This window comes from Sphingomonas sp. TX0543 (assembly GCF_048565505.1).
GTDB lineage: Bacteria > Pseudomonadota > Alphaproteobacteria > Sphingomonadales > Sphingomonadaceae > Sphingomonas.
Genome location: NZ_JBLZUS010000002.1, coordinates 960,161 through 985,402 on the forward strand (window position 1 = coordinate 960,161; position 25,242 = coordinate 985,402).

Consider the following 25,242-nt stretch of genomic DNA (forward strand, 5'->3'; position numbering starts at 1 on the left):
GGCTCAACCGTCGCTGGCACGCTCGATATCGGCCCCTACGGCGCTCAGCTTCTCCTCCAGCCGCTCGTAGCCGCGATCGAGGTGATAGACGCGGCTGACCGCCGTTTCCCCCTCGGCCGCGAGGCCGGCGAGGATCAGGCTCATCGACGCGCGCAGGTCCGTCGCCATCACGGGGGCGCCGACGAGGCGATCGACGCCGCGCACCACCGCCGTCCGCCCATGCACCTGGATGTCTGCGCCCATCCGCGCCAGCTCGGGCACGTGCATGTAGCGGTTCTCGAAAATCGTCTCGGTCAGCACGCTCGCGCCGTCGGCCTTGCACAGCATCGCCATGAACTGCGCCTGCATGTCGGTGGCGAAGCCGGGGAAGGGAGCGGTGGAAAGCGTCAGCGGGGCGAGCTTGCCGGTTGCCGACACGCGCACCGAACGCTTGCCCTCCGCCACCGTGACGCCCGCCGCGCGCAGTGCGTCCAGCGTCGCGCCCATGTCGCTCGCGTCCACGTTGGTGAGTTCGATATCGCCGCCGGTGATCGCGGCGGCGCAGGCATAGCTGCCCGCCTCGATCCGATCCGGCATCACCGCATAGGTCGCGCCGTGCAGCCGCTCCACACCCTCGATCTCGAGCGTCTCGGTGCCGATCCCCTCGATATGCGCGCCCATCGCGACGAGGCAGCGGCACAGATCGACGATTTCCGGCTCGCGCGCGGCATTCTCGATGCGACTGGAGCCTCTGGCGGTGACGGCGGCCATCACGACATTCTCGGTCGCGCCCACGGACACGATCGGGAAGGAATAGCGCCCGCCTGCCAATCGTCCGCCGGGGGCGCGCGCGGTGACGTAGCCGGCCGACATTTCCAGATCGGCCCCGATCGCTTCCAGCGCCTTCAGATGCAGGTCGATCGGGCGATTGCCGATCGCGCAGCCGCCCGGTAGCGACACCCGCGCCTCGCCCGCACGCGCGAGGATCGGGCCGAGGACGAGGATCGACGCGCGCATCTTGCGCACGATGTCGTATGGCGCCTCGGTCGAGGTGAGCTTGCCGGCGCGGATCGTCATCACGCGGCCGAAATCCTCGGGCCTCGATCCTTCGATCGCGGTGGAGGCGCCCAACTGATTGAGCAGATGACCGAAGCTGTCGACATCCGCGAGCCGCGGCAGATTGCGCAACGTCAGCGGCTCATCGGTGAGCAACGCGCAGGGCAGGAGCGTGAGCGCGGCATTCTTCGCGCCGGAAATCGGGAGGGTGCCGGAAAGGCGGTTGCCGCCACGGATGAGGATACGGTCCATCCGACCGCGTCTATCGAACCCTGTTCACCGCGCCAAGCGGCGATCAGAGAAGATCGGCGATCACGCTTTTTCGAGCGTGCATTGCAGCGGATGCTGGTTCTGCCGCGCGAAATCCGTCACCTGGCTGACCTTGGTTTCCGCCACTTCATAGCTGAACACCCCGCACACACCGACGCCCTTCTGATGGACGTGCAGCATCACCCGCGTCGCCTCTTCCATGTTCATGCGGAAGAAGCGCTGGAGGCAAAGCACGACGAACTCCATCGGCGTGTAATCGTCGTTGAGCATCAGCACGCGATAAGGCGTGGGCTGTTTGGTGCGGGTCCGCGTGCGGGTGGCGATCCCGATCCCGGTGCCGCCATCGGAATCGTCATCGCGACGCTCGGCCATGAGGATGGGCGGGAGGGGTGGGGTCAGGCGCTGCATGGTTCGATGTAAAATATGGCATCGATAGTGCGCAGGGCAAGGGTGCAACGTGCGGTGCGGCAAAACAACCGGGGAAATAGAAAGGGCGACCGCATCGCGCGGCCGCCCTTCTCATTCATATCGGGCCATGGCACGCGGCAGGCGCGCGCCACTGACCGCTCAGGCTGCTGCCTTGACCTTTTCCGCGGCGAGCGCGAACCGGTTCGACAGCGGCTGCGCGATTTCACCGGCCAGCTTCAGCGCGGCTTCGGTCGAGCGCGAGGTTTCGGCAACGAACGCGTCAAACGAGGCGCGGACGAAATCGCTCTGCAGCTTGAAAAGATCGGTCGGCGACTTCACGCTCGACATCGCCCTGAACGCCTCGTTCGCCTTCTCGTACGAGCTCTTGGCATAGGCAGCGGCGTCCTGGCCGAGCTTTTCGGCGCCCTTGGCGGCGATCTTCGACGATTCGACGAGCGCTTCGATATTGCCCTTCTGGAAAGCGTTGGCTTCCTCGAACGCCTTCACGCTCTTTTCGAGGGCGCCCTTGGCGCGCTCGTTGGCGTCGGTGAAATAGGCCTGGGTCTTGTCGGTGACAGTCTTGAGGTTCTCGACCATTTTCGGTTCCTTTGCGGTGGTCGCCAGCTTGGCGGCAGGACGTTTGGGCGTGGCGACAGGCGCCGCCCGGAGTGCCGGCTTCTTGGCGACCGGCTTGACCGCCGGACGGGGAGCCGCCGGGGTCGGTTTCGTGGTTGGAGCGGCGATGATCGCACCCCGCGATTCAGCCTTCTTGGCGACCGGCGCCGCCGCGACAGGCTTCGTCAGGGTGGTCGCGGCCGGCGATTGCACCGGTGTGGACGCGGTGGCGGCGGGCGCCTCGACCTTGTTCGCGACGACCTCGGTGGCCGGCGCGGCGGATGCAACCGCTGCCTTGGGCGTCGGCCGGGTCTTCGCGGCAGTGTCAGTCATCTACACGACTCCATCTTGCTGCGTTGCAACATAATGGCGATGTGCGCGATTTGCAAGAATTATTGTGCGGCGCAACAAAAGTGACATGCGCCGCTCATGGCGTTGCGAAAGCAGCCTTATCTTGCTCTGACATAGGTGCCTGGCGCGTCCTCGATCGCCGCCAGCCTGCCCTTGCCGGGAATGCGGGCGCCGCGCGCATCGATCTCGGCCGCGTCGATAGAGCGGAGCCAGCCGAGCCAGTCGGGCCACCAGCTTCCCCTAGTTTCGCTCGCCCCCGCGACGAACTCCTCGAGCGTTTCGACGTCAGCGTCGTTGGTCCAATATTGGTATTTTTGCTGTGCCGGCGGATTGACCACGCCGGCGATGTGCCCGGAGCCGGCGAGCACGAACCTGAGCGGCCCGGCAAATATCCGCGTCATCTTCCACACGCTTTCCGCCGGGGCGATATGATCCTCGCGCCCGGCCTGGATATAGCTCGGCGTCTTGACGCGGGTGAGATCAAGCGGCGTGCCGTCGATCGAGAGCGCGCCGGGCTTTACCAGCAGATTGTCGCGGTAGAGATCGGTGAGATAGCTCAGATGCCATTTCGCCGGCAGGTTGGTGGTGTCGCCGTTCCAGTGCAACAGATCGAACGGCGCGTAATCATGCCCCAGCAGGTAATTGTTGGTGACATAGTTCCAGATCAGATCGCGCCCGCGCAGCAGATTGAACGTCAGCGCCATGTAGCGCCCGTCGAGGAACCCGTCCGGCGACAAGCTGGCGATCATCGCGAGCTGATCGTCGGTGACGAAATTGAGGAGGTCGCCCGCGCGCGAGAAATCGACCTGCGCGGTGAAATAGGTGGCGCTCGCCACCTTGTCCGCCTGCTCCCGCGCGGCGAGCAGCGCCAGTGTCGCGGCGAGCGTGGTGCCCGCGACGCAATAACCGATCACGTGAACATCGGGCACGTCCAGCGCATCGCATACCGCATCGATCGCGCTGATCTGGGCCGCGACATAATCGTCCCACATCACGTCGGCCATCGAGGTGTCGGCGGATTTCCACGACACCACGAACACCGTTATGCCCTGATCGACGCACCAGCGGATGAAGCTTTTCTCCGGCGTCAGATCGAGGATGTAGTAACGGTTGATCCACGGCGGAAAGATCACCAGCGGCGTGGCGAGCACCTTATCAGTCGTCGGCGTATACTGGATCAGTTCGTACAGCGGGGTGCGCTTCACCACCTTGCCGGGCGTCGCGGCCAGGTTTCGCCCGATCTCGAACGCGTTGCTATCAGTGTGGGTCAGTTGCCCGCGCGCCATGTCCGCCAGCATGTGCTGAAGGCCCTTGAGCAGGTTCTCGCCGCCGGTCTCGATCGTCTTTTCGATCACTTCCGGGTTGGTCAGTGCGAAGTTGCTCGGGCTCATCGCATCGACGAAGCCCTTGGCGGCGAAGCGCAACTGTTCCTTCTGCGCCGGCTCGAGCCCGGTCATCGCGTCGACGTTCTTCAGCATGTGATCGGCGATCAGGAAGTAACTGTCGCGAATCCATGCGAACAGCGGATTGTCTCGCCACGCCTCCGCCTTGAACCGCCTGTCGCGCGCATGATTGTCCGCTGCCTCGGGTGCGTCGGAGCCGGGATTGAGGAAGCGTTGCCACAACGACAGGCTGTCACGCCAGAAATCGGATGCGCGCGCCAGCGTCTCGGGATCGTTGAAGCCGGGAACGATCGGCATCCCCGGCATGGCCGCGGCACCATCGCCCGGCCGCATCGTCGCCAGCCCCTGTTCGAGCATCATCTGCTGGGCACGCCCGAGCACCCAGGTCCAGCGCTGCATGTCGGCGAGGGTAGGCGATTCAAACTCTGGCATCGACCTCTCCTTGAGCGGCGCGCGCCGCTGGGGTGGCTGGGCCTTAGCCTAGCAGCGTTACGACAGGGAGATAGCAGCTATTTGCACCGGCCTAGCAGGCGGCACTGTCACCCGGCTTCCAGACGCGATAGGATGCGGCTGTCGAAAGGAGCCATGATGTCCGACGAATTCTACCGCATGAAGCGTCTGCCGCCCTACGTTATCGCCGAGGTGAATGCGATGCGGGCACAGGCGCGCGCGGGGGGAGAGGACATTATCGACCTTGGCATGGGCAATCCCGATCTGCCCCCGCCCGCGCACGTGATCGAGAAACTGTGCGAAGTCGCGCAGAAGCCGGGCGCGCACGGCTATTCCCAGTCCAAGGGGATTCCGGGGCTGCGCCGCGCGCAGGCCAATTATTACGCCCGCCGCTTCGGCGTCGATGTCGATCCCGAGAGCGAAGTGGTCGTAACCATGGGATCGAAGGAGGGGCTGGCCAGCCTCGCCACCGCGATAACGGCGCCCGGCGACGTGGTGCTCGCGCCGAACCCGTCCTATCCGATCCACACCTTCGGTTTCATCATCGCCGGCGCGACGATCCGCGCGGTGCCCACCACGCCGGACGAGCATTATTTCGAAAGCCTGGAACGGGCGATGGCCTATACCGTGCCGCGCCCCTCGGTGCTGGTCGTGAACTATCCGTCGAACCCGACGGCTGAAACGGTGGACCTCGCCTTCTACGAGCGTCTGGTTGCCTGGGCGCGCGACAATCAGGTGTGGATCCTCTCGGACCTCGCCTATTCGGAGCTTTATTACGACGGCAATCCCACGCCCTCGATCCTGCAGGTGCCGGGCGCGAAGGATGTCGCGATCGAATTCACCTCGCTCAGCAAGACCTATTCGATGGCAGGCTGGCGGATCGGCTTCGCAGTCGGCAACAGGAAGCTGATCGCGGCGATGTCGCGCGTGAAATCCTATCTCGATTATGGCGCGTTCACCCCGATCCAGGCGGCCGCCTGCGCCGCGCTCAACGGGCCGCAGGACATCGTCGAGAAGAACCGTCAGCTTTACCACAAGCGCCGTGATGTGCTGGTGGAGAGCTTCGGGCGCGCCGGATGGGAAATTCCGTCGCCGCGCGCGTCGATGTTCGCCTGGGCACCGCTGCCGCCAGCCCTGGCCCACCTAGGTAGCCTTGAGTTCTCCAAACAATTGCTGACTCACGCCAAGGTCGCGGTTGCGCCAGGTGTTGGCTACGGCGAGAACGGCGAGGGTTATGTGCGGATCGCGATGGTCGAGAATGAGCAACGGTTGCGGCAGGCGGCGCGCAACGTGAAGCGCTACCTGCAGATGATGGGCGTGAACACGCCTGCGCGTACCGCCGGCTGATGGCGCGATCCGCTGACGGTCACGCGACCGTTCGCCGCTTCGGTTGAGCGGGCGCGCGCATGTCGATCGTCTATAATCCCTTCTATTCGCTGGCCGGGGTGCTGGTGGGCCTGCTCGTCGGCCTGACCGGCGTCGGCGGCGGATCGTTGATGACGCCGCTGCTGGTGCTCGTCTTCGGATTCCATCCGGTGACGGCGGTGGGGACGGACCTGCTCTATGCGTCGGCCACCAAGACGGTCGGCACCGTCGTCCACGGCTGGCGCGGAACGGTGGACTGGCGCGTGGTGCGTCGCCTCGCCACCGGCAGCGTGCCTGCGACGATCGCGACGTTGTTCGTTCTCGATCATTTCATGCGCGGTTCGCGCGACGCGGGGCAGATGGTCGCCACGATCCTGGGCAGCGCGCTGCTGCTGGCGGCGGTCGCGATCCTGTTTCGCGAGCGGATCGTCACGCGGCTCGCGCCGCGGTTCGCGCGGGTGAACGAAGGCCGGATCGCGGCGCTGACGGTGTTGCTCGGGGCGGTGCTGGGCGCGCTCGTCTCGCTCACCTCGGTCGGCGCGGGCGCGTTGGGCATGACGGCGCTGCTGGTGCTCTATCCCCGGCTGGAGGTGAAGCGGCTCGTCGGCTCCGATATCGCCCATGCCGTGCCACTGACGCTGATCGCCGGCCTGGGGCATCTCTCGCTCGGTGCGGTGGATTTGTCGCTGCTGGTCTCGCTGCTCGCCGGGTCGGTGCCCGGCATCGTGATCGGGAGCCTGGTGGCCAGCCGGGTGTCGGATCGGGTGCTGGTGCCGATCCTCGCCGTGACGCTGGCGCTCGTCGGTGCGAAGCTGGTGTTCTGATCGGCGGGAGACTGTGCTCGTGAAGCCGTCGCGCCGCTGCGACCCAGGGATTGAGAGCAGTCGCAACGCGTAACAAGCTTGTTACCATGCCTTATTGTTTAGGCTCGGATCGGCACGTCGCCTTGATTCCAGCAACCGAAACGGTCGCGCGCTCGCCAGTTTCCACTGGTGTGATGATCTTGCGACCCTTCCAGATGAATTTGAAAATGACCGGCCCGACCAGCTTGCAAATGGCGCCTTTTTTCTCTGGCAGGCACATGTCCTCGAGCCGTCGGTAGTCTTCTACCGTCGAAGGCTCGACCGGAAGCACGCCGACCCCGGTTGCGGCCGTGCCGCCAACGAGGAAGCGTTGCCCGAAGTTCAGGGCGCTTACCGTCCAGGAAGTGGGCTCGCCACCTGTCGCAGCCTGACTGATGCCGCTGTTAGCTGCCAGCCGCGCGCAAAAATCGCCCGCCACCGTCGAGGATGCCGGGGTGGTGGCCCCCATCGAGAGGAGAAAGATCACAAAAGGTGCCAACAGTCTCATGTTTAACAACGCCCCCGACCGGTCGATATGCCGCGAGCTGGCATATCGAAGAAAGCCAATTAGCCGCAATGTTCTTTTACCGGGATTATTCGGCACATCGGTAAATAGCGATCGCCCAGCGGGCGGGGCACCTCGCCGCTTGACGCGCGCGCGCCGCGACGCCATCGCGGCCGCATGACTCGTCCCGGCTTCGCTTTCTCCACCCGTTTCAAGGTCCGCTACGCCGAGATCGACGGGCAGCGGGTGGTGTTCAACTCCCGCTATCTCGAATATGCGGATGTGGCGATCACCGATTATTGGGAGTGGACCGGGATCGGCGAGGTGCTCGGCACTGTCTGGCACGATACCGAATTCCACGTTCGTCGCGCGACGGTGGATTATCTCAGTCCGCTTGTGCTGGGTGATACGATCGAGGCATCGGTGAAGATCGAGAGCCTTGGCAATTCCAGTCTCGTCAAAAGAATCGAGCTTACCAACCAGCGCGGCGAGCTGTGCACGGTGATCGACATGGTGAGCGTCCACGTGCACCTGCCGACCGGCCGCCCCACGCCGATCGAGGGCGAGGTGCGGCAGTTCATCGTCGCGCTCATCGCCGCGCAGCCCGATCGGGTCGCGTAGCTTCTTCCTTCAGCCGCGGAACAATCCGCCGAGCACGCCGCGCAAGACGCTGCCGACCAGCCCGCCGCTCGAGGACGAGCGGCTGCGGCCGCCGAACACCTGCTTGCCGATCTCGTTCGCCACCTGCCGCCCGATCGAGGAACTCGCCGCGCGCGTTGCCGAGGTGATCGCCTTGTTCCAGGGCGAACTGGCGGCTTCGCGCTCCGCAGCGATGCGGGCGCGTTCGGCTTCCTTTGCGGCCTGCGCATCCTGCTTCGCCTGAAGCGCGGCGGCTTTTTCCGCATCGTCCTGAGCGCGTGCGGCGGAAGCGGCGGCGGCGGCCTCGGCGGTTTTCGCAGCGAGCAGTTCGTGCGCCGATTCGCGGTTGACGAGCGTATCGTATTTCGTGCCGACCGCGTCGGTCTGGATCAATACGCCGCGTTCGACTGGCGAGATCGGGCCGACCCGGCTTGCGGGCGGGCGGATCAGCGTGCGCTCGACCGGGGATGGCGCGCCATCGGCCTGGAGCAGCGAGACCAGGGCCTCGCCCACTTTAAGCTCGGTGATCGCAGTGGCGACATCAACTCCGGGATTGGCGCGAAACGTCTGCGCCGCGGCCTTTACCGCTGCCTGATCGCGCGGCGTGAAGGCGCGCAATGCATGCTGCACGCGATTGCCGAGCTGGCCCGCGATCGTATCGGGGACGTCGATCGGGTTCTGCGTGATGAAATATACGCCGACACCCTTCGACCGGATCAGCCGCACGACCTGCTCGATCTTCTCCAGCAGGGCCTTGGGCGCCTCGTCGAACAGCAGGTGCGCCTCGTCGAAGAAGAAGCACAGTTTCGGCTTGTCGGGATCGCCCACTTCGGGGAGATGCTCGAACAGCTCGCTCATCAGCCACAGCAGGAAAGTGGAATAGAGCTTCGGGCTGGCCATGAGCTTGTCGGCGGCCAGGATGTTGACGACGCCCCGGCCCCTGTCATCGGTGCGGATGAAATCGTCCATCTCCAGCGCCGGTTCGCCGAAGAAATGTTCGCCACCCTGACTGCGGAGCTGGAGAAGCGAACGCTGGATCGCGCCGACCGACTGCTTCGAAACGTTGCCGTAGGTCGTGGTCAATTCGTCCGCGCGATCGGCGCAGTTGGCGAGCATGGATTGCAGGTCGTCGAGGTCGAGCAGCAGCAGCCCTTCCTTGTCGGCGACGTGGAAGGCGATCGTCAGCACGCCCTCCTGCACCTCGTTGAGATCCATGAGGCGCGCCAGCAGCAGCGGGCCCATCTCGCTTACGGTGGTGCGGATCGGATGGCCCTGTTCGCCATAGAGATCCCAGAACTGCACGGGGTTGTCGGCATAATGCCAGTCGGTCAGGCCGATGTCCGCCGCGCGCTGGGCGAAGGCCTCATGCGTTTTGGCCTGGGGCGATCCGGCCATGGCGATGCCGGAAAGATCGCCCTTAACGTCCGCGACGAAGCAGGGGACGCCCTGCGCGGAAAAGCCCTCGATAATGCCCTGGACGGTCACGGTCTTGCCCGTTCCGGTCGCCCCCGCGATCAGGCCGTGGCGGTTCGCGCGCTTCAATTGAAGCAGTTGCGGGGCGGCCCCGCCGCTGCCCGCGCCGATCAGGATGCCGTCGGTCATGCCCATTCCCCCGGAAACTCGTTGACGAGCATGAAGCCTATACGTCCACGCCGGGCACGAAAAGGGCGCCGCGCGATGAACGTGCGGCGCCCCCTTCGTTTCGATCGGATGCGGCTTACTTGATCTTGACCGGCACGAAGCCGCTCTGTCCGCGCGCGCGGTTGACCATCAGCAGCACCTGCGGCCGCCCGGCTGCCTTCGCCGCCTGCACGCCACGCGCCAGATCGGCGGGGGCGCGCACCGGCGTGCCGTTGATCGCGGAGATCACATCGCCACGACGAAGCTTCTGCCCGGCATCGCTCGCCGGATCGACCTGGCTCACGACCACGCCCTGCACCGTCGAATCGACGCCCACCTGGCGCGCGATCGCCGGAGTCAGCGTTTGCACGGTAAGGCCGATCGCGTTGCTCGGCGTGGTTGCCTGATCGCCACCCTGATCGCCATCGTCGTCGGCGGAGAAATCGTCGCCATTGCCGGCGGTGGCGGCGAGCTGATCCTCCGGCGGACGAGTGGTGACATTGGCGGTGATCGACATGGGCTTGCCATCACGGATGATGTCGAGCCTGGCGGTGGAGCCGGGCGCCACATTGGCGATCAGATACGACAGCGTCGTATCGGGGGTGACGGCATTGCCGTTCACCTTGGTCACCACATCGCCCGCGCGGATGCCCGCCTTCGCCGCTGGCCCGTTCGGCTCGACGCGGCCGATGATCTCGCCCGAATTCTTCGCCAAGCCGAGCGCCGCGGCGATATCGTCGGTCACCGGCTGGATGCCGACGCCGAGATAGCCGCGCTTCACCGAGCCGCCTTTCATGAGCGTATCGATGATCGGGCGCGCTTCCTCGGCCGGAATCGCGAACCCGATGCCGATATTGCCGCCCGACTGCGAGAAGATCTGCGAATTGATGCCGATCACATTGCCGTTCATGTCGAACATCGGGCCGCCGGAATTGCCCTGGTTGATCGACGCATCGGTCTGGATGAAGCGATCATTGGCGCCCCCCTGGCCGGTGACGCGATGGACGGCGGAGATGATGCCGGCTGTAACCGTGCCGCCAAGGCCGAACGGATTGCCGATCGCCAACACCCAGTCCCCGACGCGCGCATGCGCCGAATCGCCCCATTTCACATACGGTAGCGGCCCTGGCGCGGTGATCTTTAGCAGCGCGAGATCGGAGGCGGTGTCGCGCCCGATCAGCTTGGCGACATATTCCTTCCGATCGGGCAGCGTCACGCGGATCGACGTGACGACCGCTCCGCGCATCCCCGCCGCGACGACGTGATTGTTCGTGACGATATAGCCGTCGGGCGAAATGATGAAGCCGGAGCCGAGCGACTGCGCCTCGCGCGTGACCGGCGCGCCGCCACGGCCGCCGCCGTTGCCGCCGCCGAACTGGCCGAACAGGTCGCCAAAGGGCGTGCCGGCGAACGGGTTCGCGGGCTGCTGCACGGTCACTTTCTGATCGGTGGAAATGTTGACGACGGCCGGCTGGAGCTTAGCGACCATGTCGGCGAAGCTCATCGGCGCGCCGGCGCGCGGGGCACCGGCGTTGATCGTCCCGGGCTCGTTCTGCGCCACCTGTGCGGCGGTGGCGGGATGCTGCAATGCAAGCGAGGCGGCGGTGCCGCCGAGAAGGAGAGCGCCAGTAAGGGCGTAAGCGTAGCGCACGGTCTTCATGTTCCTCTCAATCACCCGGCGATAGACGGATGCGTTTCAATGGCATTTCGCCGATGAACGACGATTGAATATGAACGATCCGAAAGCCGGGCAAATTCCCGGCCCTCACAATCATTTCCCGCGACCCTCGAATTCCTTCAGATAGGCGTTGTCTCGCGACATCAGGATCGTCGTCGAGCCTTCCGGCGGCGGCCCGCTGTCCGCGCCGAACGTGCGGCGGTAGGACTGCATCGCGCGATAGAAGTTATAGAAATCCGCATCCTTGCTGAATGCTTCGGCATAGACTTTGGCGGCCGTCGCATCCGCATCGGCGCGGACGATCTGCGCCTGCTTCTGCCCTTGCGCGCGGATCGTGTTCGCTTCCTGCTGTCGCGCGGTGCGCATCGACTGCAACGCGCTTTCCAGCGGGCTGCCTTCCGGCAGATCGGCGTGCTTGATCCGCACATCGACGATCTGCACGCCATATTGCCGCGCGTTGCGCTGCAGCGATTCCTGGATCGCGTCCATCACCTTGCTGCGCTCCGGCGTGAGCAGCGACGCGAACGGCACCTTGCCCAGTTCGTTGCGCAGCGCCGTGCCGAGCAGCGGGCGGAGCTGATCGGCGACGCGCTCCTCGGTCGCCGATGTCGAGCCGGTCGATGTCACGGCCTTGAGCGGATCGACGATGCGGAAACGGGCGAACGCATCCACGTTCAGCCGCAGCTGATCGGTCGACAGCACGAGCGTGTTGTCGAGATCGGCGTCGAGCACGCGCTTGTCCACCCACACGACCTTGTCGATGAACGGGATGCGCGCGATCAGGCCCGCCCCGGTATTGCGCCCGATCACCTGACCCGGCTGCCACTGATTGTAGGTGACGACCGGATTCTCGAAACGCAGGATCACCGCCTGTTTCGTTTCGGGAATGATGGCGAAGGTCGCGGCGGCAGCGATGACGACGGCAAGCGCGGCGAAACCGATCGCGACGGGATTGCGGGCAGGGCTCACTTCTGGCCCCCCTGCTGCGCGGCGGGCTGGGCCGGCGCATTGTCCGGCAGCTTGCGCAGCTTGTCCAGCGGCACCCATGGCGCGATGCCCGGCGTCTCGACGATGACCTTGTCGGTCTTGCCCAGCACGGCTTCCATCGTCTCGTAATACATCCGTCGGCGCGTCACCTCGGGCGCGAGCTTGTATTGTTCATAGACCTTGTCGAACTGCGCCGCCTCGCCCTGGGCATGGGCGATGACCTGCTGCGAATAGGAGCGGGCGTTGTTGAGGTTCGCGACCGCCTCCTGCTGGGCGGCGGTGACGGCGTTGAAGTCATCCACCAGGCTGGCCGGCGCGGAGGCCTGCTTGATCGAGACGCCCTGTACGCGCACCCCGGCCTGATAAGCGTCGAGGATCTGCTGCATCGCACGGGCGACGCGCGCCTCGATCGTGGTGCGGCCAGAGCCGATCGCATCGGTCATCTTGGTGGTGGCGACCACGGCCCGCATCGCGCTCTCGGCGGTGGCGCGGACGGTTTCCTCCGGATCCTTGATCTCGAACACGAAGTCGCGAGGATTCTCCACCCGCCAGCGCACCGTGTAGGCGAGATCGATGATGTTGCGGTCCTCGGTAAGCACGTTCTCGCCGCCGTCGCGCGGGAAATCGTCGTTGCGCACCTGTTCCACGTCCACCTTGTCCACCTCGACGATCGGCGCCGGCAGGGTTAGCCGGATGCCCGGCTCGAGAATGCCCGAATAACGGCCGAAATAAGTGACAACGCCGCGCTGCTGCGGCCCGATCTGATGGACCGAGGTGAAAACCACCCACAGCGCGAGGATCAGCCCCGTGCCGATCAGCCACAGGTTGCGCGCATTGACCCCCGGCGGAAGCTGCGGGCCGCTGCCGTTGCCGCCGCCGCGCGCACGCCGCAGGAATTCATCGAGCGCGGTCGGCTTGGAGGCCGCCTTGCGGCCCCCCGGCGGCACTGCCCAGGGATTGCGCGGCCCGCTCTTGCCGTCGTCGTCGCCCGGCCCCCAGGGGCTGCCGGGTGTTTCGCTCATCAGGATGGGTTGGCGCCGGAACCAGCGCGGAAAGGTCATCATGCACCCCTTATAAGAATCGAATCCGCGAAAAACAGTGCCAAGCGCGCACTTCGATCGTATCGGCGCGGTTATGGACGATAATGACGTGAAGGCGGCGGTGGCCGCGGTGGCGGGCGCCCGTGCCACGGTGAAGGTGGATGGCGCGCGCGTCGGCGTGGTGCTTGATGCGACCGGGCTTGATGCCAAAGCACGCGATGCCATGGAGGCTGCAGTGAAGATGGCGGCGACCGCGCCCGGGCGCGAGGTGCGCGTCGTCGTGACCGCGGAGCGCGTCCACCGTCGGTCGATCGCGGTGGCAAGCGGCAAGGGCGGTGTGGGCAAATCCACCGTGTCCGCCAATCTCGCGATCGCGCTTTCGGCGCTGGGGCGACGGGTCGGGCTGGTCGATGCCGATATCTATGGCCCGTCGCAGCCGCGCCTGATGGCCGTCGAGGGCACGCGGCCCGAGGCGAGGGACAAGGTGCTGCTGCCGGTTGCGACCCCATATGGCGTCCCGCTGCTGTCGATGGGGCAGCTTGTGGCGCCAGGCAAGGCGCTGGCGTGGCGCGGGCCGATGGCGGCTGGCGCGCTGGGGCAGTTGATGGACGCCGAGTGGGGCGTCGCCGATACGCTGGTGATCGATCTTCCGCCCGGCACCGGCGACGTGCAGTTGACGATGGTGCAGAAGCATCGCCCGGCCGGCGCGGTGATCGTCTGCACGCCGCAGGATCTCGCCTTGATCGATGCGATCCGGGCGATCGATCTGTTCGAGCAGACGGGCGTGCCGATCATCGGCGTGATCGAGAATATGGCCGGCTACGCCTGCCCGCATTGCGGCGAGATATCCGATCCGTTCGGCAGCGGCGGGGCGGAGGCGGCGGCGCGCGCGCGGGGAGTTCCCTTCCTCGGGCGCATTCCGCTGGACATCGCCATCCGCAGCGCCTCTGATGCGGGCGATCCGCCCGCCGCCAACCCGGCTGATCGGATCTTCCGACCTATTGCAGAACAGGTCGCGCATTGGCTGGAAACCGATGGGCGTTCCGTGAGTTAATTGCGCACCGGTCGTGCTGGCGCGCCTGACGCCGCCGGCACGAGCGGACCAGTTTTCCAGAAAGGCTCAGCCCTTGCCGCTGAACGATCCCGCCGCGATCAAGGCGCTGCTCGAAGAGACACGGACGATCGCGATGATCGGCGCGTCCGATCGCCCCGATCGCCCGTCCTATCGTGTCATGGCGCTGCTCCAGAGCCACGGCTATCGTGTGATCCCAGTCAACCCACAGATAACCGGTGAGCATATTCACGGTGAATTCGTGTTTCGCGATCTGGCGCAGATCGGCGAACCTATCGACATGGTCGATATCTTCCGCCGTTCGGACGCCGCCGGTGCGGCGGTGGACGAAGCAATCGCGGCCGGTGCGCGCTCGGTATGGATGCAATTGGGGGTGATCGACGAGGCCGCCGCCGCGCGGGCGGAGGCGGCCGGGCTAAAGGTGGTGATGAACCGCTGCCCCGCGATCGATATACCGGAGCTGGGCGTCGCGAAGATCGGCTAGTTGCGGCGAGAGGGATTCCGCTGCCTGCTGCTTGCGCATAAGAAAGCGCGAAACCGGCGAAGGAAGGAACCTGGATGATCGCGATACCGCATGATGCGCCGCCCGAGGCGCCGCGGCCGTGGTATGCGCATCTTTATCTCCAGGTGCTGATCGCGATCGCGCTGGGCGTGATGCTGGGTCATTTCTGGCCCGCGACTGGCGAGGCGATGAAGCCGATCGGCGACGGGTTCATCAAGCTCGTTAAGATGATCATCGCCCCGGTGATCTTCCTCACCATCGTTACCGGAATCGCCGGGATGCGCGATCTGCGCGCCGTGGGGCGCGTCGCGGGCAAGGCGTTCGCCTATTTCATCACGTTTTCCACCGTGGCGCTGATCGTCGGACTGATCGTCGCCAATGTCGTGCGGCCGGGCGCGGGGCTGCACATCGATCCGGCCACGCTCGATGCCGGCAAGGTCGCCGATTATGCCGCCAAGGCGCATGAGACGAGCATCACCGGCTTTCTGATGTCGATCATTCCGGAAAGCTTCCTGTCCGCGCTGACGGAGGGGAACATCCTCCAGACGCTGTTCATCGCGATCCTGTTCGGCATCGGGCTGGCGACGATCGGCGAGCGCGGCGAGCGCGTCATCGCCTTGCTGGAGGATGTGTCGGCGGCAGTGTTCCGCGTCGTCGCGATACTCATGAAAGCGGCCCCGATCGGCGCGTTCGGGGCGATGGCGTTCACCATCGGCAAGTACGGTGTCGGCACGCTCGCCAATCTCGCCGCGCTGGTCGGCACCTTCTATCTCACCGCGCTGCTATTCGTGCTTCTGGTGCTCGGCGCGGTAGCGAGGCTGTGCGGCTTCTCGATCCTGCGCCTCATCGGCTATCTGAAGGCGGAACTGCTGCTGGTGCTCGGCACTTCGTCGTCCGAAAGCGCGTTGCCGCTGCTGATCGAGAAGATGGAGCGCGCCGGCTGCCCCAAATCGGTGGTCGGGCTGGTCGTTCCGACCGGTTACAGCTTCAACCTCGACGGGACGAATATCTACATGACGCTCGCCGCGCTGTTCATCGCGCAGGCGTGTGACGTGCACCTGACGCTCGGGCACCAGTTACTGTTGCTCGGGGTGGCGATGCTATCGTCGAAGGGCGCGGCGGGGGTGACCGGCGCGGGGTTCATCACGCTTGCCGCCACGCTCTCGATCGTGCCAGCGGTTCCGGTCGCCGGCATGGCGCTGATCCTCGGCGTCGATCGCTTCATGAGCGAATGCCGCAGCCTCACCAATTTTATCGGCAACGCGGTGGCCACGGTGGTGGTGTCGCGCTGGGAGGGGAAGCTCGACCGCGACGCGCTCGATGCCGCGCTTTCGGGACGTCAGCGCGTCAGCGCGGCCAGCATCTCATAATAGCGCGACGACGGAATCGACCGCTCAAGCTGACACCCCACCCTGCCGCCTAGCGCCCAGCGCACCTCCGCCCGAACGCGCCCGACCACCGGCAGCGCGATCGCCAGCGTTGCGCCGGGCGCCAGCGGCTCGGTGCTGCGTGCCATCAGGCCCGACGGGGAGATGTTGACGATCAGCAGCGGCAACGCCGCGCCGTTATCTAGGGTCGCGCCGGCGCGATGGTAGACGCTGTCGCGCAACTCGCCGCGCGCGTCAAAACCGTTCCACACGGCATGAGATACAGACACGCGTTATCCCCTTATCCGTCACCTCAAGGGGCTACGGTCGCCGCGTGAAGCGATCGCCAACGGAAATGGTCAACACTGCATTGCCTATCGCGGGTTGCGCCACTAGCCGGCGACGAGCAGGCCGTGATGCTTCTTGCCGGCGGAGATACGGATCGGCTCGTCGCCAGGCGTGATGCTGGCGCCCTCGTCGGACACCTTCTCGCCGGAAACGCGCGCGCCGCCCTGCTTGATGAGTCGCCGCGCTTCGCCCTTCGATGCACAGAAGCCGAGCCCGACGAGCGCGTCCACGAGCGGCACCGCGCCGGATGCGGCGAAAGTTGGCAGCGCATCACCCCCCGTACCTTCCTCGAAGGTACGGCGCGCCGTTTCCGCGGATTGCTCCGCCGCCTCGCGCCCGCGGCACATCTCGGTCGCCTCATTGGCGAGCACGATCTTGGCCGCGTTGATCTCCGCCCCCTCCAGCGCCTCCAGCCGCGCGATCTCGTCCAGCGGAAGATCGGTGAACAGCCGGAGAAAGCGCCCGACATCGCGGTCGTCGGTGTTGCGCCAGAACTGCCAGTAATCGAAATGCGGCAGCTGGTCCTCGTGCAGCCACACGGCGCCGGCCATCGTCTTGCCCATCTTGCCGCCGTCGGCGGTGGTGATGAGCGGCGTCGTCACGCCGAACACTTCGGTGCCGTCCATGCGCCGCGCCAGCTCGACGCCGTTGACGATATTGCCCCACTGGTCGCTGCCGCCCATCTGGAGCCTGCATCCTTGCCGCTGCGCCAGTTCGCGGAAGTCATAGGCCTGCAGGATCATGTAATTGAATTCGAGGAAGCTCAGCGATTGCTCCCGATCGAGCCGCAGCTTCACCGAATCGAACGACAGCATCCGGTTGACCGAGAAATGCTGCCCCACTTCGCGCAGGAAGGGAATGTACTCGAGCGCGTCCAGCCACTCGGCATTGTCGAGCATGATCGCATCAGATGCGCCATCGCCGAATGTCAGGAAGCGTTCGAAGATGCGTTTGATCGAGGCGACGTTGGCCGCGATCCCCTCCTCGGCGAGCATCTTGCGCGCTTCGTCCTTGAAGCTCGGATCTCCGATCTTGCCGGTGCCCCCGCCCATCAGCACGATCGGCTTGTGCCCGGTCTGTTGCAGGCGACGCAGCAGCATGATCTGCACGAGACTGCCAACGTGCAGTGAGGGCGCGGTGGGATCGAAGCCGATATAGCCCGGCACCACCTGCTTCCGCGCCAGCGCATCGAGCGCGGCCGCGTCGGTCATCTGGTGGACATAGCCGCGCTCGGAAAGCAGGCGGAGCAGGTCGGACTTCAGCTCGGTCATAATGCGACGCGCGTTACACGCACCTCACCCGCGCGGCAATTGCGTCAGCGGATCGACCGGCCCGCGCCCGCGGCGCAGCTCGAAATGCACTTCCGGCCGATCGGCATATCCCGTCGCGCCGGAGAGTGCGACCGTCTGCCCTTTCCTCACCGCCTGCCCGCGCTGCACCAGCAGCCTGGAGGCGTGGCCGTACACGCTGGTCCACCCCTCGCCATGCTTGATGATAACCAGCCCGCCCATCGAGGTGATCGCGTCGCCGACATAGGCGACCGTGCCATCGGCCGCCGCGCGGATCGGCGTGCCGAGCGGGACGGCGATGTTGATCCCGTCGTTGCGCTCCCCGCTCGCGCCCGCGCCAAAGCGCTTCACGACCTGGCCGTCGACCGGCCAGAGGAAGCGGCCCGGGGCTGCCAGCGGGGCGGCGATGGCGGCGCTCGCGGGGAGCACGCGCCGCGGCGTGGTGGAGGGCGGGGCGGGGCGCTGATTCTCCGCGATCGCCGGTTCGCCGCCGGTGATGATATCGTCGATGTCGAGCCTGAACGCGGCGGCGCGCTCAGCGGCGCTGACCGGACGCTCGCCACCGGGTATGAGGATGCGCTGCCCGGCGCGCAGCACATAGGGCTCCGTCAGGTTGTTGGCCGCGACGATCCTAGACCATTCAATGCCATAGGCCCGCGCGATCGCGATGCCGGTCTGGCCCTGGCGTACGAGATAATAGCGGCCGGGCGGGATCGTCAGCCGTTGCCCGGTGCGGATGACATAAGGCGCGGACAGGCCATTGGCGGACGCGATCACCGGGGCGGCCGCGCCGGTGCGATCCTCGATCGCGCTGAGCGTATCGCCGGGGCGCACGACATAGGTTTGCGCCGCCACATAGCGCGCGTCGGTTTGCGCCCCGCGCGTTTCCCATGCCGGCCGCGGGGCGGGAAGCTGCTCGACCCGATCGGGCCGCGGGGCCGAACGCGGCACCGGCTGATAACGTGGCGGCGACGACGGCGGCGGCGGCGGCGCGGCGCGGCGGGGCGCGTCCACCTGCGGGATGCAGGCGCCGAGCAACAGGCAGGTCGCCAATGCGCTCAGCCGCTGCCGCATCCCGATCCTCCGTTTACAGATAGGCGTCGCCCAGCGCTTGTAGCGAGGCATCGTGCGTCAGGTCCAGATGCAGCGGCGTGACGGTGACATACCCCTCGGCCACGGCGGCAAGATCGGTGCCCGCCTCCAGCGCGTGTTCGATACGCCCGAGCGAGAGCCAGTAATAGGGAAAGCCGCGCGGATCGTCGCGCCGCTCGAACCGTGCGCGCCCGTAATCGCGCATTCCCTGCCGCACCACCCGCACGCCCTTCACCGCGTCGGCGGCGACCGGCGGGAAATTTATGTTCACCATGGTTCCCGGCACCCAGGGACGATCGAGCACGGGGCGCAGCACGCGTTCGCCCCACGCATCGGCGGCGGCGAAGGACACTTCGTCGCCCATGCCGGTATCGCCGTAACGCTGGCTCAGCGCGATCGCGGGGATGCCGGCGAGCGCCCCCTCCATCGCCGCCGCGACGGTGCCGGAATACATCACGTCCTCGGCAAGATTGGCGCCGCGATTGACGCCCGACAGGATCAGGTCCGGCCTTTCCGGCATCAGTTGCGCCAGCGCCATCATCACCGCATCGGTCGGCGTGCCCGCCACCGCGAAGCGCCGCGCATCGAACTGGCGCACGCGCAACGGGCGAGACAGGGTGAGCGAGCGACCCGCGCCCGATTGCTCCTCCGCCGGCGCCGCGATCCAGATATCGTCGGAAAGCGCCCGCGCGATCCGTTCCAGCACCTTCAGGCCCGGCGCGTGGATGCCATCGTCATTGGTGAGCAGGATGCGCATGTCAGCGCGGTTCCAGGCGGTCGATGCCGCCGAGATAGGGCTGAAGCACGTCCGGCACCGATACCGATCCATCCTCCTGCTGATAATTCTCCAGGATCGCGACGATCATCCGCCCGACGACCAGCCCCGAGCCGTTGAGCGTATGGACGAAGCGCGTCGCCTTTTCGCCCTCCGGCCGGAACCGGGCGTTCATGCGGCGCGCCTGGAAATCGGTGCACGTGGAGCAGGACGAAATCTCGCGATAGCGCCCCTGGCCCGGCAGCCACACCTCCAGATCGTATGTGCGCGCGGCGGTGAAGCCCATATCGCCGGTGCACAGCTTCATCCGGCGGAAGGGCAGGGCGAGCCGGGTCAGCACGTCCTCCGCCGCCGCTGTCATCCGCTCATGCTCGGCCTCGGACTGATCGGGGGTGACGATCGAGACCATCTCCGCCTTCTCGAACTGATGCTGGCGGATGAAGCCGCGCGTGTCGCGCCCCGCCGCGCCCGCTTCCGAACGGAAGCAGGGTGTGAGCGCGGTGAAGCGCAGCGGCAGTTCCTCCGCGGCGAGGATCTTCTCGCGCACGATATTGGTCAGGCTGACCTCGGCGGTGGGAATCAGCCAGCGGCCGTCGGTGGTCTCGAACAGATCCTCGGCGAACTTCGGGAGCTGCCCGGTGCCGAACATCGCCTCGCTTTTCACGAGCAGCGGCGGCGAGACTTCCTCATAGCCGTGCTCGCGGGTCAGCGTATCCAGCCCGAACTGGCCGAGCGCGCGCGCCAGCCGCGCCATCTGCCCGCGCACAAGCGTGAAGCGTGCGCCGGCGATCAGCGCCCCGGTCTCGAAATCCAGCCCCAGCGCCGGGCCGATCGCATCATGCTCCTTCGCCGCGAAGGCGAATTCCGGCCGCGTGCCGCGCTCGTGCACCAGCGCGTTATCGTTTTCGTCCGCGCCCTGCGGCACATCGGGTAGCGGGATATTGGGCAGAGCGGCGAGCAGATCGTCCAGCTCGCCACCCAGCCGCGCTTCCTCCGCCTCCAGTTCGGGCAGGCGTTGCTTGAGCGCGGTGACTTCGGCCATCAGCGCCGATGCGGTCGCCTCGTCCTTCGCCGCCTTGGCCGCGCCGATCGCCTTCGACGCATCGTTGCGCCGCGCCTGCCCGGTCTGAAGCTCGGTGATAAGCTCGCGGCGGCGACGATCTAGATCGAGGATGACGGCGCTCTCGGCCCCTTTGCCGCGCTTCGCCATCGCGGCGTCGAAATCGGACGGATGCTCTCGGATCAGGCGGATATCGTGCATCCCCGCGCTATGACGGCGGCGGCGGGGGGAGGCAACCCGGGTGCGCCTCCCCGCGTTGCAGGCAGACGATATCCGCTTCACCAGCCAGGAGACCCGGCCATGCATCTTTCGCACAACGCGCTCATCCTCGTCGCCGATGGCCGCAAGATGCTGCTGCTGCGCAATGAGGGCGACGTGCCGCACCCCAATCTCGTCGTCGAACAGCATCGCGAGCAGGACAATCCGGCCGCGCACGAGCAGGGATCGGACCGCCCCGGCCGCTCGTTTTCAAGCGTCGGCTGGGGTCGCAGCGCGTATAGCGAAACCGATTATCATCAGCTCGCGGAGGATAAATTCGCTGCCGAAGCGGCGGACATGCTTCGCACCCGCGCGCTGTCTAACGATTATGAGTCGCTGATCGTCATCGCGCCGCCGCGCACGCTCGGCGAGTTGCGCAAGCATTATCACAAGGCGGTAAGCGAGCGCCTGGGGGGAGAGATCGCCAGCGATCTCACCGGGCATACGGTCGCGGATATCGAGCGCGCGATCGCGGCGGCCTGACGCCGGTCAGGCGGCTGCGGCCGCCTTGCGCGCCAGGCGACGACGCGCGACCAGCCCGGCTGCCGCGGCGCCGAACAGCAACACCATCGGCGGGGCGGGAACGGGCGTGGGATTGCCGCTGCTCGACCCGCTGCTGCCGTGATGCCCGCCGTTCGAGCTCCACCCGCCGTTGGACGACCAGCCGCCGTTCGAGCTCCACCCCTTCGAACTGGAGCCATAGGACGAGCTGGAAGTGGACGACGATGTCGACGTGCTCGACCCGTTCGAGCTGGAGCTGGTCGAGGTCGAGACGTTGCCGCTCGAGCTCGACGAGGTCGAGGTGGATGAGGACACGTTCCCGCTCGACGACGAGGAGACATTCCCGCTGGACGACGAGGATACGTTGCCGCTCGACGATGAGGTGCTGCTGACGTTCCCGCTGGAGGACGTGCTGCTCACGTTGCCGCTCGACGTGGACGAAGTGCTGCTCACCCCGCCGGTGGATGTCGACGAGGAGGATCCGCCGGTCGAGGACGAGACGTTGCCGCTCGATCCGCCCGAGGAAGTCGAGCTTGACGTGGAGCCGCCGCTCGAGCTGGTCGATCCGCCGCTGGAGCTCGACGTGGAGGAAACGACGATTCCGCTCGATCCGCCGCCGCTGCCGCCGAAGAAACCGCCGGCGAAGAAGCCGCCGCCAAATCCACCCCCGAATCCGCCACCGATGATCGCGGGCGGCGCGGACGGGCCGGTGCTGGCCAGCATTTCAGGCGCGGGCGGCAGCGGGACCGGCGGCGACTGGGTGGAGACCGTGACGACCGTGGGTTCGCAGGTGCGCGGGGCCGGGCGCAACCGGGTCCGCGCGGCGACGCGCTCGACGGGGCGCCGGACAGGCTTCTTCGCGATGCGCTTCTTGCTGAATTCGGTGCGCGGCTTGGAGCTTTCCGCCACATGCACCGCGCCCCCGCCAACTATTGCGCCACTGGCGGCTACCGCCGCGAGTTTTGCCAAGGCCATCCGCACAGACATGGTTCGTCTCTTGTCTCTTTCGGCGACGTACTCCCGCCGCTGTCCCATCGCGTCTCGCACTGCCGCTACCGGACAAGTGCAAAACAAAGATTTAAGCGCAATATCATTTACCACGATTACGCATGCCCCGACGCAACACTATCCAATAAAAGCAGCGTCCGGCCGCCAGCCGTTTCATTCCGAGACAGTATTTGGCCGCGCGACGGGCATCTCGCACCCTGCGGGGTTCAGCCGCGGGAAAGGCAAAGCGGCTCAAGAAGATGATCCACAGTTTCAGTTGCCGTGGTCGCTTGTTTGCTCCTCCGTGCGTGATTATAGGCGCGCTCTGACAGTGCACGGCGGCACAAATCGCCGGCACCGGCGGGGAGAAGATCGATGGCGACGGCGTACGATCGAACGGGCAAGGGCGACGATGGCCACGACGCGGCCAATGACGGCGGCGGTTACCGGCCGAGCCCCGACGAACCGTTCATGGGCGAGCGGCAGCGGGCGTATTTCCGCGCCAAGCTGCTCGACTGGAAAGAGGCGATCCTGCGGGAGGCGCAGGGCACGCTGTCGCAGCTTCAGGTCGATTCCATGCGCGAGGCCGATCTGAACGATCGCGCCTCCAGCGAAACCGACTGGTCGATCGAATTGCGCACCCGCGATCGCCAGCGCAAGCTGATCGCGAAGATCGAGGCGGCGCTGCGCCGCATCGACGACGGCGAATATGGCTATTGCGAAGTGACGGGTGAGCCGATTAGCCTGGGCCGGCTGGAGGCACGGCCGATCGCGACGATGACCGTCGAGGCGCAGGAGCGTCACGAACGGCAGGAAAAGGTCTCGCGCGAGGACTGATAACGTCAAGATCGAGGAACGGCCGATGAGGATGTTGGCAATTCGGCAAGATTTGACGGCTAATTGACGTGGTCATGAAGCATCTCGGCAAGAACGAATTTGCCGACGCGGTCTCGGCCGGCGGCGGCGATGGCGGTGAGCGCGGGCGCGCGAGCGTCCAGCTCGGTGCGAGGCTGCGCATGGGCGACGCGAAGCGCGCGATCAAGGTGAGCGTCCGCAACCTGTCTCCCGGCGGGCTGATGGCGGAACTACCCCGCCCGCTGGCGCCCGATGCCCCGGTCGAGGTGGAACTGGCCGGTATCGGCTGGGTCGCAGGGCGAGTCGCCTGGCAGACTCAGGGCCGCGCCGGTATCGCGTTCGATCGCGAGATCGACCCGGTGCTGCTCGCTACCGCGACAGACTGAGGCCGTTCACCTGACCAGACGGCAAGCCGCCGCACAGGCCGTGCGTGGCGAGCGGGCGAACCCGCGCCGGAACGCGTCGATGTAATTCGGACAACGCCAGCCGGCCCGATCCGTCCGGCGCGGCCATCAGGGCGAGGATCAGCGTTGCGCGGCCGAAGACAGTGCGGCTTTCCATGGCCGCGCGAGCCCGTGATACAGGCGTTCCTTGCAAACCAGCGCCGAAACGGCGTGCGCGATCAGCGCCGCGAAGAACAATGGCAGGATCAGCCCGCGGCTGGCGGTGGCCTCGACGATGATGATCACCGCGGTCAGCGGCGCGCGAACGACGCCGGTGAAATAGGCGACCATTCCGAGCAAGACGACAGCACCGCCCGGCTCGCCCGGGAAGAGCGGGCGGAGTAGCGCACCAAGACCGGCGCCAGTCGCAAGAGACGGTGCGAAGATGCCGCCGGGCAGGCCCGATGACGCCGTCGCCAGCGTCGTCGCGAACTTGGCCGGGCCGAACCAGTACGGCGCATTGGTTCCATCGATGATCGCGCGCGCCGCCGAATAGCCGGTGCCCCACGTCAATCCCGTCGCGACGCCCAGCAGCGCCACCAGCATGCCGCAGCCCAGCGCCCACAGGATGGGGCGGCCGCTCAGAAACGGAAGCCAGCGCGCGCGCGCGGCGCCCATGCCGAGCAGCGCGCGCGCGAACAGGCCACCTGTCAGCCCGCCGAGAATGCCCGCGACGGGCGCGATTCGCAGCACCGCGCCGGCGTTCATCGTTTCGCCTACCGCGCCGAAATAGATATAGTCGCCCGACAGACCCAGGCTGACCATGCCGGCGATCAGGATCGTCGTCATCACAAGCAGCGCGACGCGCTGTTCGTACGCGTCGGCCAGTTCCTCGATCGCGAAGGTCACGCCGGCCAGTGGCGTGTTGAAGGCGGCGGCGACGCCCGCTGCACCGCCGGCGATAATCATCGAGGCGCGCATCGGCACCCGGAATATCCGGTGGTGGAAGGCCAGAATCGCCGCCGATATCTGCACTGTCGGGCCTTCGCGCCCCACCGATCCGCCACAAAGCAGCGCGGCGATCGTGAAGACGCCCTTCATCAGCGCCGCCTTCAGCGACAGCAGCAATTTCTCGGCACGCGACGGATCGTGCGCCGCCGCGATGACCTGCGGTATTCCGGACCCGGCGGTTTCCGGCGCGAAACGCCGCGTGGTCCACGCGATGCCCGCAAAGCCGAGCGGGGTGAGGATCAGGGGCGCCCACCAGTACGCATGGGTGAGGGCGAGGAAGGTGCCGTTCGCCGCGTCCGCCAGCCTGGCGAACAGCAGCGCGGCCAGCCCGATCGAGATCGCGCCGGTGCCCATCGCGATGCGGCGGCGGCCCCGCGCCGATGCCGGGCCGTAGCGCCGCACCAGTATCCACCAGCGTCTGTTGACCGATGCGTTCATCGCCGAGCACCTAAGCGCCCGCCCATGCGAGTGCCACCCTGTTTGTCGGCAACGCCCGCGCAACCCCCGGCTCGCCGGCGCCTCGCGCGATTGGAT

Annotated in this window: 26 protein-coding genes; 9 read left to right on the forward strand and 17 right to left on the reverse strand. The window is 66.4% G+C overall.

The window, feature by feature from the left end; all coding sequences use genetic code 11:
* Positions 1 to 3: 3 nt before the first annotated feature.
* From murA to ACM61V_RS05295, 4 genes are all read right to left on the reverse strand, one after another.
* Positions 4 to 1,287: a UDP-N-acetylglucosamine 1-carboxyvinyltransferase gene (gene murA / locus ACM61V_RS05280; RefSeq protein WP_137787842.1), complete on the reverse strand. Its 1,284-nt coding sequence runs from the start codon at positions 1,285 to 1,287 to the stop codon at positions 4 to 6.
* 60 nt (positions 1,288 to 1,347) lie between these two features.
* Positions 1,348 to 1,677, reverse strand: coding sequence for an ATP-dependent Clp protease adapter ClpS (clpS, locus tag ACM61V_RS05285; RefSeq protein ID WP_137787952.1), 330 nt, complete (start codon positions 1,675 to 1,677; stop codon positions 1,348 to 1,350).
* Between the two features lie 195 nt (positions 1,678 to 1,872).
* Positions 1,873 to 2,661: a phasin family protein gene (gene phaP / locus ACM61V_RS05290; RefSeq protein WP_137786861.1), complete on the reverse strand. Its 789-nt coding sequence runs from the start codon at positions 2,659 to 2,661 to the stop codon at positions 1,873 to 1,875.
* Between the two features lie 116 nt (positions 2,662 to 2,777).
* A complete protein-coding gene (locus ACM61V_RS05295) occupies positions 2,778 to 4,514 on the reverse strand; it encodes a PHA/PHB synthase family protein (RefSeq protein WP_137786860.1) in 1,737 nt (578 codons plus the stop codon).
* Positions 4,515 to 4,670: 156 nt separating this feature from the next.
* Here ACM61V_RS05295 and ACM61V_RS05300 point away from each other — a divergent pair, with 156 nt between their 5' ends.
* Both ACM61V_RS05300 and ACM61V_RS05305 read left to right on the forward strand, forming a co-directional pair.
* Complete coding sequence (locus ACM61V_RS05300; RefSeq protein WP_137786859.1) at positions 4,671 to 5,879, forward strand: LL-diaminopimelate aminotransferase; 1,209 nt, start codon at positions 4,671 to 4,673, stop codon at positions 5,877 to 5,879.
* 59 nt (positions 5,880 to 5,938) lie between these two features.
* Positions 5,939 to 6,721 carry a sulfite exporter TauE/SafE family protein gene (locus tag ACM61V_RS05305; protein WP_419713865.1) on the forward strand — a complete coding sequence of 261 codons (783 nt, stop codon included), beginning with the start codon at positions 5,939 to 5,941 and terminating at the stop codon, positions 6,719 to 6,721.
* Between the two features lie 91 nt (positions 6,722 to 6,812).
* On the opposite strand, the gene ACM61V_RS05310 is transcribed toward ACM61V_RS05305, so the two are convergent.
* Entirely contained in the window at positions 6,813 to 7,412 is a 600-nt protein-coding gene (locus tag ACM61V_RS05310; RefSeq protein WP_249341548.1) for a hypothetical protein, read from the reverse strand.
* A gap of 9 nt (positions 7,413 to 7,421) precedes the next feature.
* On the opposite strand from ACM61V_RS05310, the gene ACM61V_RS05315 reads away from it, so the two are divergent.
* A complete protein-coding gene (locus ACM61V_RS05315; RefSeq protein ID WP_137786857.1) occupies positions 7,422 to 7,865 on the forward strand; it encodes an acyl-CoA thioesterase in 444 nt (147 codons plus the stop codon).
* Positions 7,866 to 7,874: 9 nt separating this feature from the next.
* On the opposite strand, the gene ACM61V_RS05320 is transcribed toward ACM61V_RS05315, so the two are convergent.
* The 4 genes from ACM61V_RS05320 to hflK all read right to left on the reverse strand — a co-directional run bounded on the left by ACM61V_RS05320 (position 7,875) and on the right by hflK (position 13,232).
* Entirely contained in the window at positions 7,875 to 9,485 is a 1,611-nt protein-coding gene (locus tag ACM61V_RS05320; protein ID WP_137786856.1) for a helicase HerA-like domain-containing protein, read from the reverse strand.
* Between the two features lie 115 nt (positions 9,486 to 9,600).
* On the reverse strand, positions 9,601 to 11,154 hold the full coding sequence (locus ACM61V_RS05325) for a Do family serine endopeptidase (RefSeq protein WP_137786872.1): 1,554 nt from the start codon (positions 11,152 to 11,154) through the stop codon (positions 9,601 to 9,603).
* A 120-nt stretch (positions 11,155 to 11,274) separates the two neighbouring features.
* Positions 11,275 to 12,150, reverse strand: coding sequence for a protease modulator HflC (hflC, locus tag ACM61V_RS05330; RefSeq protein WP_249341547.1), 876 nt, complete (start codon positions 12,148 to 12,150; stop codon positions 11,275 to 11,277).
* A complete protein-coding gene (gene hflK / locus ACM61V_RS05335) occupies positions 12,147 to 13,232 on the reverse strand; it encodes a protease modulator HflK (protein ID WP_137786854.1) in 1,086 nt (361 codons plus the stop codon). The genes hflC and hflK overlap by 4 nt, the downstream gene beginning before the upstream one ends.
* A 70-nt stretch (positions 13,233 to 13,302) precedes the next feature.
* Between hflK and ACM61V_RS05340 the strand changes: the two genes are divergently transcribed.
* The 3 genes from ACM61V_RS05340 (at position 13,303) to ACM61V_RS05350 (ending at position 16,152) form a co-directional block, all read left to right on the forward strand.
* Entirely contained in the window at positions 13,303 to 14,262 is a 960-nt protein-coding gene (locus ACM61V_RS05340) for an Mrp/NBP35 family ATP-binding protein (protein WP_137786853.1), read from the forward strand.
* Between the two features lie 73 nt (positions 14,263 to 14,335).
* Positions 14,336 to 14,764 carry a CoA-binding protein gene (locus ACM61V_RS05345; protein WP_137786852.1) on the forward strand — a complete coding sequence of 143 codons (429 nt, stop codon included), beginning with the start codon at positions 14,336 to 14,338 and terminating at the stop codon, positions 14,762 to 14,764.
* A gap of 74 nt (positions 14,765 to 14,838) precedes the next feature.
* The gene (locus ACM61V_RS05350; RefSeq protein ID WP_137786851.1) at positions 14,839 to 16,152 is read left to right on the forward strand and encodes a dicarboxylate/amino acid:cation symporter; all 1,314 of its coding nucleotides are present in this window, start codon (positions 14,839 to 14,841) and stop codon (positions 16,150 to 16,152) included.
* Here ACM61V_RS05350 and ACM61V_RS05355 read toward each other — a convergent pair.
* The 5 genes from ACM61V_RS05355 to serS form a co-directional block, all read right to left on the reverse strand.
* Positions 16,122 to 16,439 carry a PilZ domain-containing protein gene (locus ACM61V_RS05355; protein WP_249341546.1) on the reverse strand — a complete coding sequence of 106 codons (318 nt, stop codon included), beginning with the start codon at positions 16,437 to 16,439 and terminating at the stop codon, positions 16,122 to 16,124. The genes ACM61V_RS05350 and ACM61V_RS05355 overlap by 31 nt on opposite strands.
* A gap of 102 nt (positions 16,440 to 16,541) precedes the next feature.
* Complete coding sequence (gene tyrS / locus ACM61V_RS05360; RefSeq protein ID WP_137786850.1) at positions 16,542 to 17,768, reverse strand: tyrosine--tRNA ligase; 1,227 nt, start codon at positions 17,766 to 17,768, stop codon at positions 16,542 to 16,544.
* Positions 17,769 to 17,792: 24 nt separating this feature from the next.
* A complete protein-coding gene (locus ACM61V_RS05365) occupies positions 17,793 to 18,860 on the reverse strand; it encodes a M23 family metallopeptidase (RefSeq protein WP_171007580.1) in 1,068 nt (355 codons plus the stop codon).
* Positions 18,861 to 18,873: 13 nt separating this feature from the next.
* Complete coding sequence (surE, locus tag ACM61V_RS05370) at positions 18,874 to 19,635, reverse strand: 5'/3'-nucleotidase SurE (protein WP_137786848.1); 762 nt, start codon at positions 19,633 to 19,635, stop codon at positions 18,874 to 18,876.
* Between the two features lies 1 nt (position 19,636).
* On the reverse strand, positions 19,637 to 20,914 hold the full coding sequence (serS, locus tag ACM61V_RS05375; protein WP_419713866.1) for a serine--tRNA ligase: 1,278 nt from the start codon (positions 20,912 to 20,914) through the stop codon (positions 19,637 to 19,639).
* Between the two features lie 99 nt (positions 20,915 to 21,013).
* Between serS and ACM61V_RS05380 the strand changes: the two genes are divergently transcribed.
* Complete coding sequence (locus tag ACM61V_RS05380; protein ID WP_137786846.1) at positions 21,014 to 21,454, forward strand: host attachment family protein; 441 nt, start codon at positions 21,014 to 21,016, stop codon at positions 21,452 to 21,454.
* 6 nt (positions 21,455 to 21,460) lie between these two features.
* On the opposite strand, the gene ACM61V_RS05385 is transcribed toward ACM61V_RS05380, so the two are convergent.
* A complete protein-coding gene (locus ACM61V_RS05385) occupies positions 21,461 to 22,459 on the reverse strand; it encodes a PEP-CTERM sorting domain-containing protein (protein WP_419713867.1) in 999 nt (332 codons plus the stop codon).
* Between the two features lie 471 nt (positions 22,460 to 22,930).
* Here ACM61V_RS05385 and dksA point away from each other — a divergent pair, with 471 nt between their 5' ends.
* Together dksA and ACM61V_RS05395 are read left to right on the forward strand one after the other, a co-directional pair.
* Complete coding sequence (dksA, locus tag ACM61V_RS05390; protein WP_249341554.1) at positions 22,931 to 23,296, forward strand: RNA polymerase-binding protein DksA; 366 nt, start codon at positions 22,931 to 22,933, stop codon at positions 23,294 to 23,296.
* A 74-nt stretch (positions 23,297 to 23,370) separates the two neighbouring features.
* Positions 23,371 to 23,700: a PilZ domain-containing protein gene (locus ACM61V_RS05395; RefSeq protein WP_137786844.1), complete on the forward strand. Its 330-nt coding sequence runs from the start codon at positions 23,371 to 23,373 to the stop codon at positions 23,698 to 23,700.
* Here ACM61V_RS05395 and ACM61V_RS05400 read toward each other — a convergent pair.
* Positions 23,684 to 23,875: a hypothetical protein gene (locus ACM61V_RS05400; protein WP_419713868.1), complete on the reverse strand. Its 192-nt coding sequence runs from the start codon at positions 23,873 to 23,875 to the stop codon at positions 23,684 to 23,686. The two genes, ACM61V_RS05395 and ACM61V_RS05400, sit on opposite strands and share 17 nt — an antisense overlap.
* Positions 23,839 to 25,146 carry a chloride channel protein gene (locus ACM61V_RS05405; RefSeq protein ID WP_137786843.1) on the reverse strand — a complete coding sequence of 436 codons (1,308 nt, stop codon included), beginning with the start codon at positions 25,144 to 25,146 and terminating at the stop codon, positions 23,839 to 23,841. The genes ACM61V_RS05400 and ACM61V_RS05405 overlap by 37 nt, the downstream gene beginning before the upstream one ends.
* Positions 25,147 to 25,242: the final 96 nt, after the last annotated feature.

What these genes read in the sequence shown, in the direction of transcription:
- murA (WP_137787842.1), bottom strand. Translation starts at nt 1,287, where the DNA reads ATGGACCGTATCCTCATCCGTGGCGGCAACCGCCTTTCCGGCACCCTC.
- clpS (WP_137787952.1), bottom strand. Translation starts at nt 1,677, where the DNA reads ATGGCCGAGCGTCGCGATGACGATTCCGATGGCGGCACCGGGATCGGG.
- phaP (WP_137786861.1), bottom strand. Translation starts at nt 2,661, where the DNA reads ATGACTGACACTGCCGCGAAGACCCGGCCGACGCCCAAGGCAGCGGTT.
- ACM61V_RS05295 (WP_137786860.1), bottom strand. Translation starts at nt 4,514, where the DNA reads ATGCCAGAGTTTGAATCGCCTACCCTCGCCGACATGCAGCGCTGGACC.
- ACM61V_RS05300 (WP_137786859.1), top strand. Translation starts at nt 4,671, where the DNA reads ATGTCCGACGAATTCTACCGCATGAAGCGTCTGCCGCCCTACGTTATC.
- ACM61V_RS05305 (WP_419713865.1), top strand. Translation starts at nt 5,939, where the DNA reads ATGTCGATCGTCTATAATCCCTTCTATTCGCTGGCCGGGGTGCTGGTG.
- ACM61V_RS05310 (WP_249341548.1), bottom strand. Translation starts at nt 7,412, where the DNA reads ATGGCGTCGCGGCGCGCGCGCGTCAAGCGGCGAGGTGCCCCGCCCGCT.
- ACM61V_RS05315 (WP_137786857.1), top strand. Translation starts at nt 7,422, where the DNA reads ATGACTCGTCCCGGCTTCGCTTTCTCCACCCGTTTCAAGGTCCGCTAC.
- ACM61V_RS05320 (WP_137786856.1), bottom strand. Translation starts at nt 9,485, where the DNA reads ATGACCGACGGCATCCTGATCGGCGCGGGCAGCGGCGGGGCCGCCCCG.
- hflK (WP_137786854.1), bottom strand. Translation starts at nt 13,232, where the DNA reads ATGATGACCTTTCCGCGCTGGTTCCGGCGCCAACCCATCCTGATGAGC.
- ACM61V_RS05340 (WP_137786853.1), top strand. Translation starts at nt 13,303, where the DNA reads ATGGACGATAATGACGTGAAGGCGGCGGTGGCCGCGGTGGCGGGCGCC.
- ACM61V_RS05350 (WP_137786851.1), top strand. Translation starts at nt 14,839, where the DNA reads ATGATCGCGATACCGCATGATGCGCCGCCCGAGGCGCCGCGGCCGTGG.
- tyrS (WP_137786850.1), bottom strand. Translation starts at nt 17,768, where the DNA reads ATGACCGAGCTGAAGTCCGACCTGCTCCGCCTGCTTTCCGAGCGCGGC.
- ACM61V_RS05365 (WP_171007580.1), bottom strand. Translation starts at nt 18,860, where the DNA reads ATGCGGCAGCGGCTGAGCGCATTGGCGACCTGCCTGTTGCTCGGCGCC.
- surE (WP_137786848.1), bottom strand. Translation starts at nt 19,635, where the DNA reads ATGCGCATCCTGCTCACCAATGACGATGGCATCCACGCGCCGGGCCTG.
- serS (WP_419713866.1), bottom strand. Translation starts at nt 20,914, where the DNA reads ATGCACGATATCCGCCTGATCCGAGAGCATCCGTCCGATTTCGACGCC.
- ACM61V_RS05380 (WP_137786846.1), top strand. Translation starts at nt 21,014, where the DNA reads ATGCATCTTTCGCACAACGCGCTCATCCTCGTCGCCGATGGCCGCAAG.
- ACM61V_RS05385 (WP_419713867.1), bottom strand. Translation starts at nt 22,459, where the DNA reads ATGTCTGTGCGGATGGCCTTGGCAAAACTCGCGGCGGTAGCCGCCAGT.
- dksA (WP_249341554.1), top strand. Translation starts at nt 22,931, where the DNA reads ATGGGCGAGCGGCAGCGGGCGTATTTCCGCGCCAAGCTGCTCGACTGG.
- ACM61V_RS05395 (WP_137786844.1), top strand. Translation starts at nt 23,371, where the DNA reads ATGAAGCATCTCGGCAAGAACGAATTTGCCGACGCGGTCTCGGCCGGC.
- ACM61V_RS05400 (WP_419713868.1), bottom strand. Translation starts at nt 23,875, where the DNA reads ATGGAAAGCCGCACTGTCTTCGGCCGCGCAACGCTGATCCTCGCCCTG.
- ACM61V_RS05405 (WP_137786843.1), bottom strand. Translation starts at nt 25,146, where the DNA reads ATGAACGCATCGGTCAACAGACGCTGGTGGATACTGGTGCGGCGCTAC.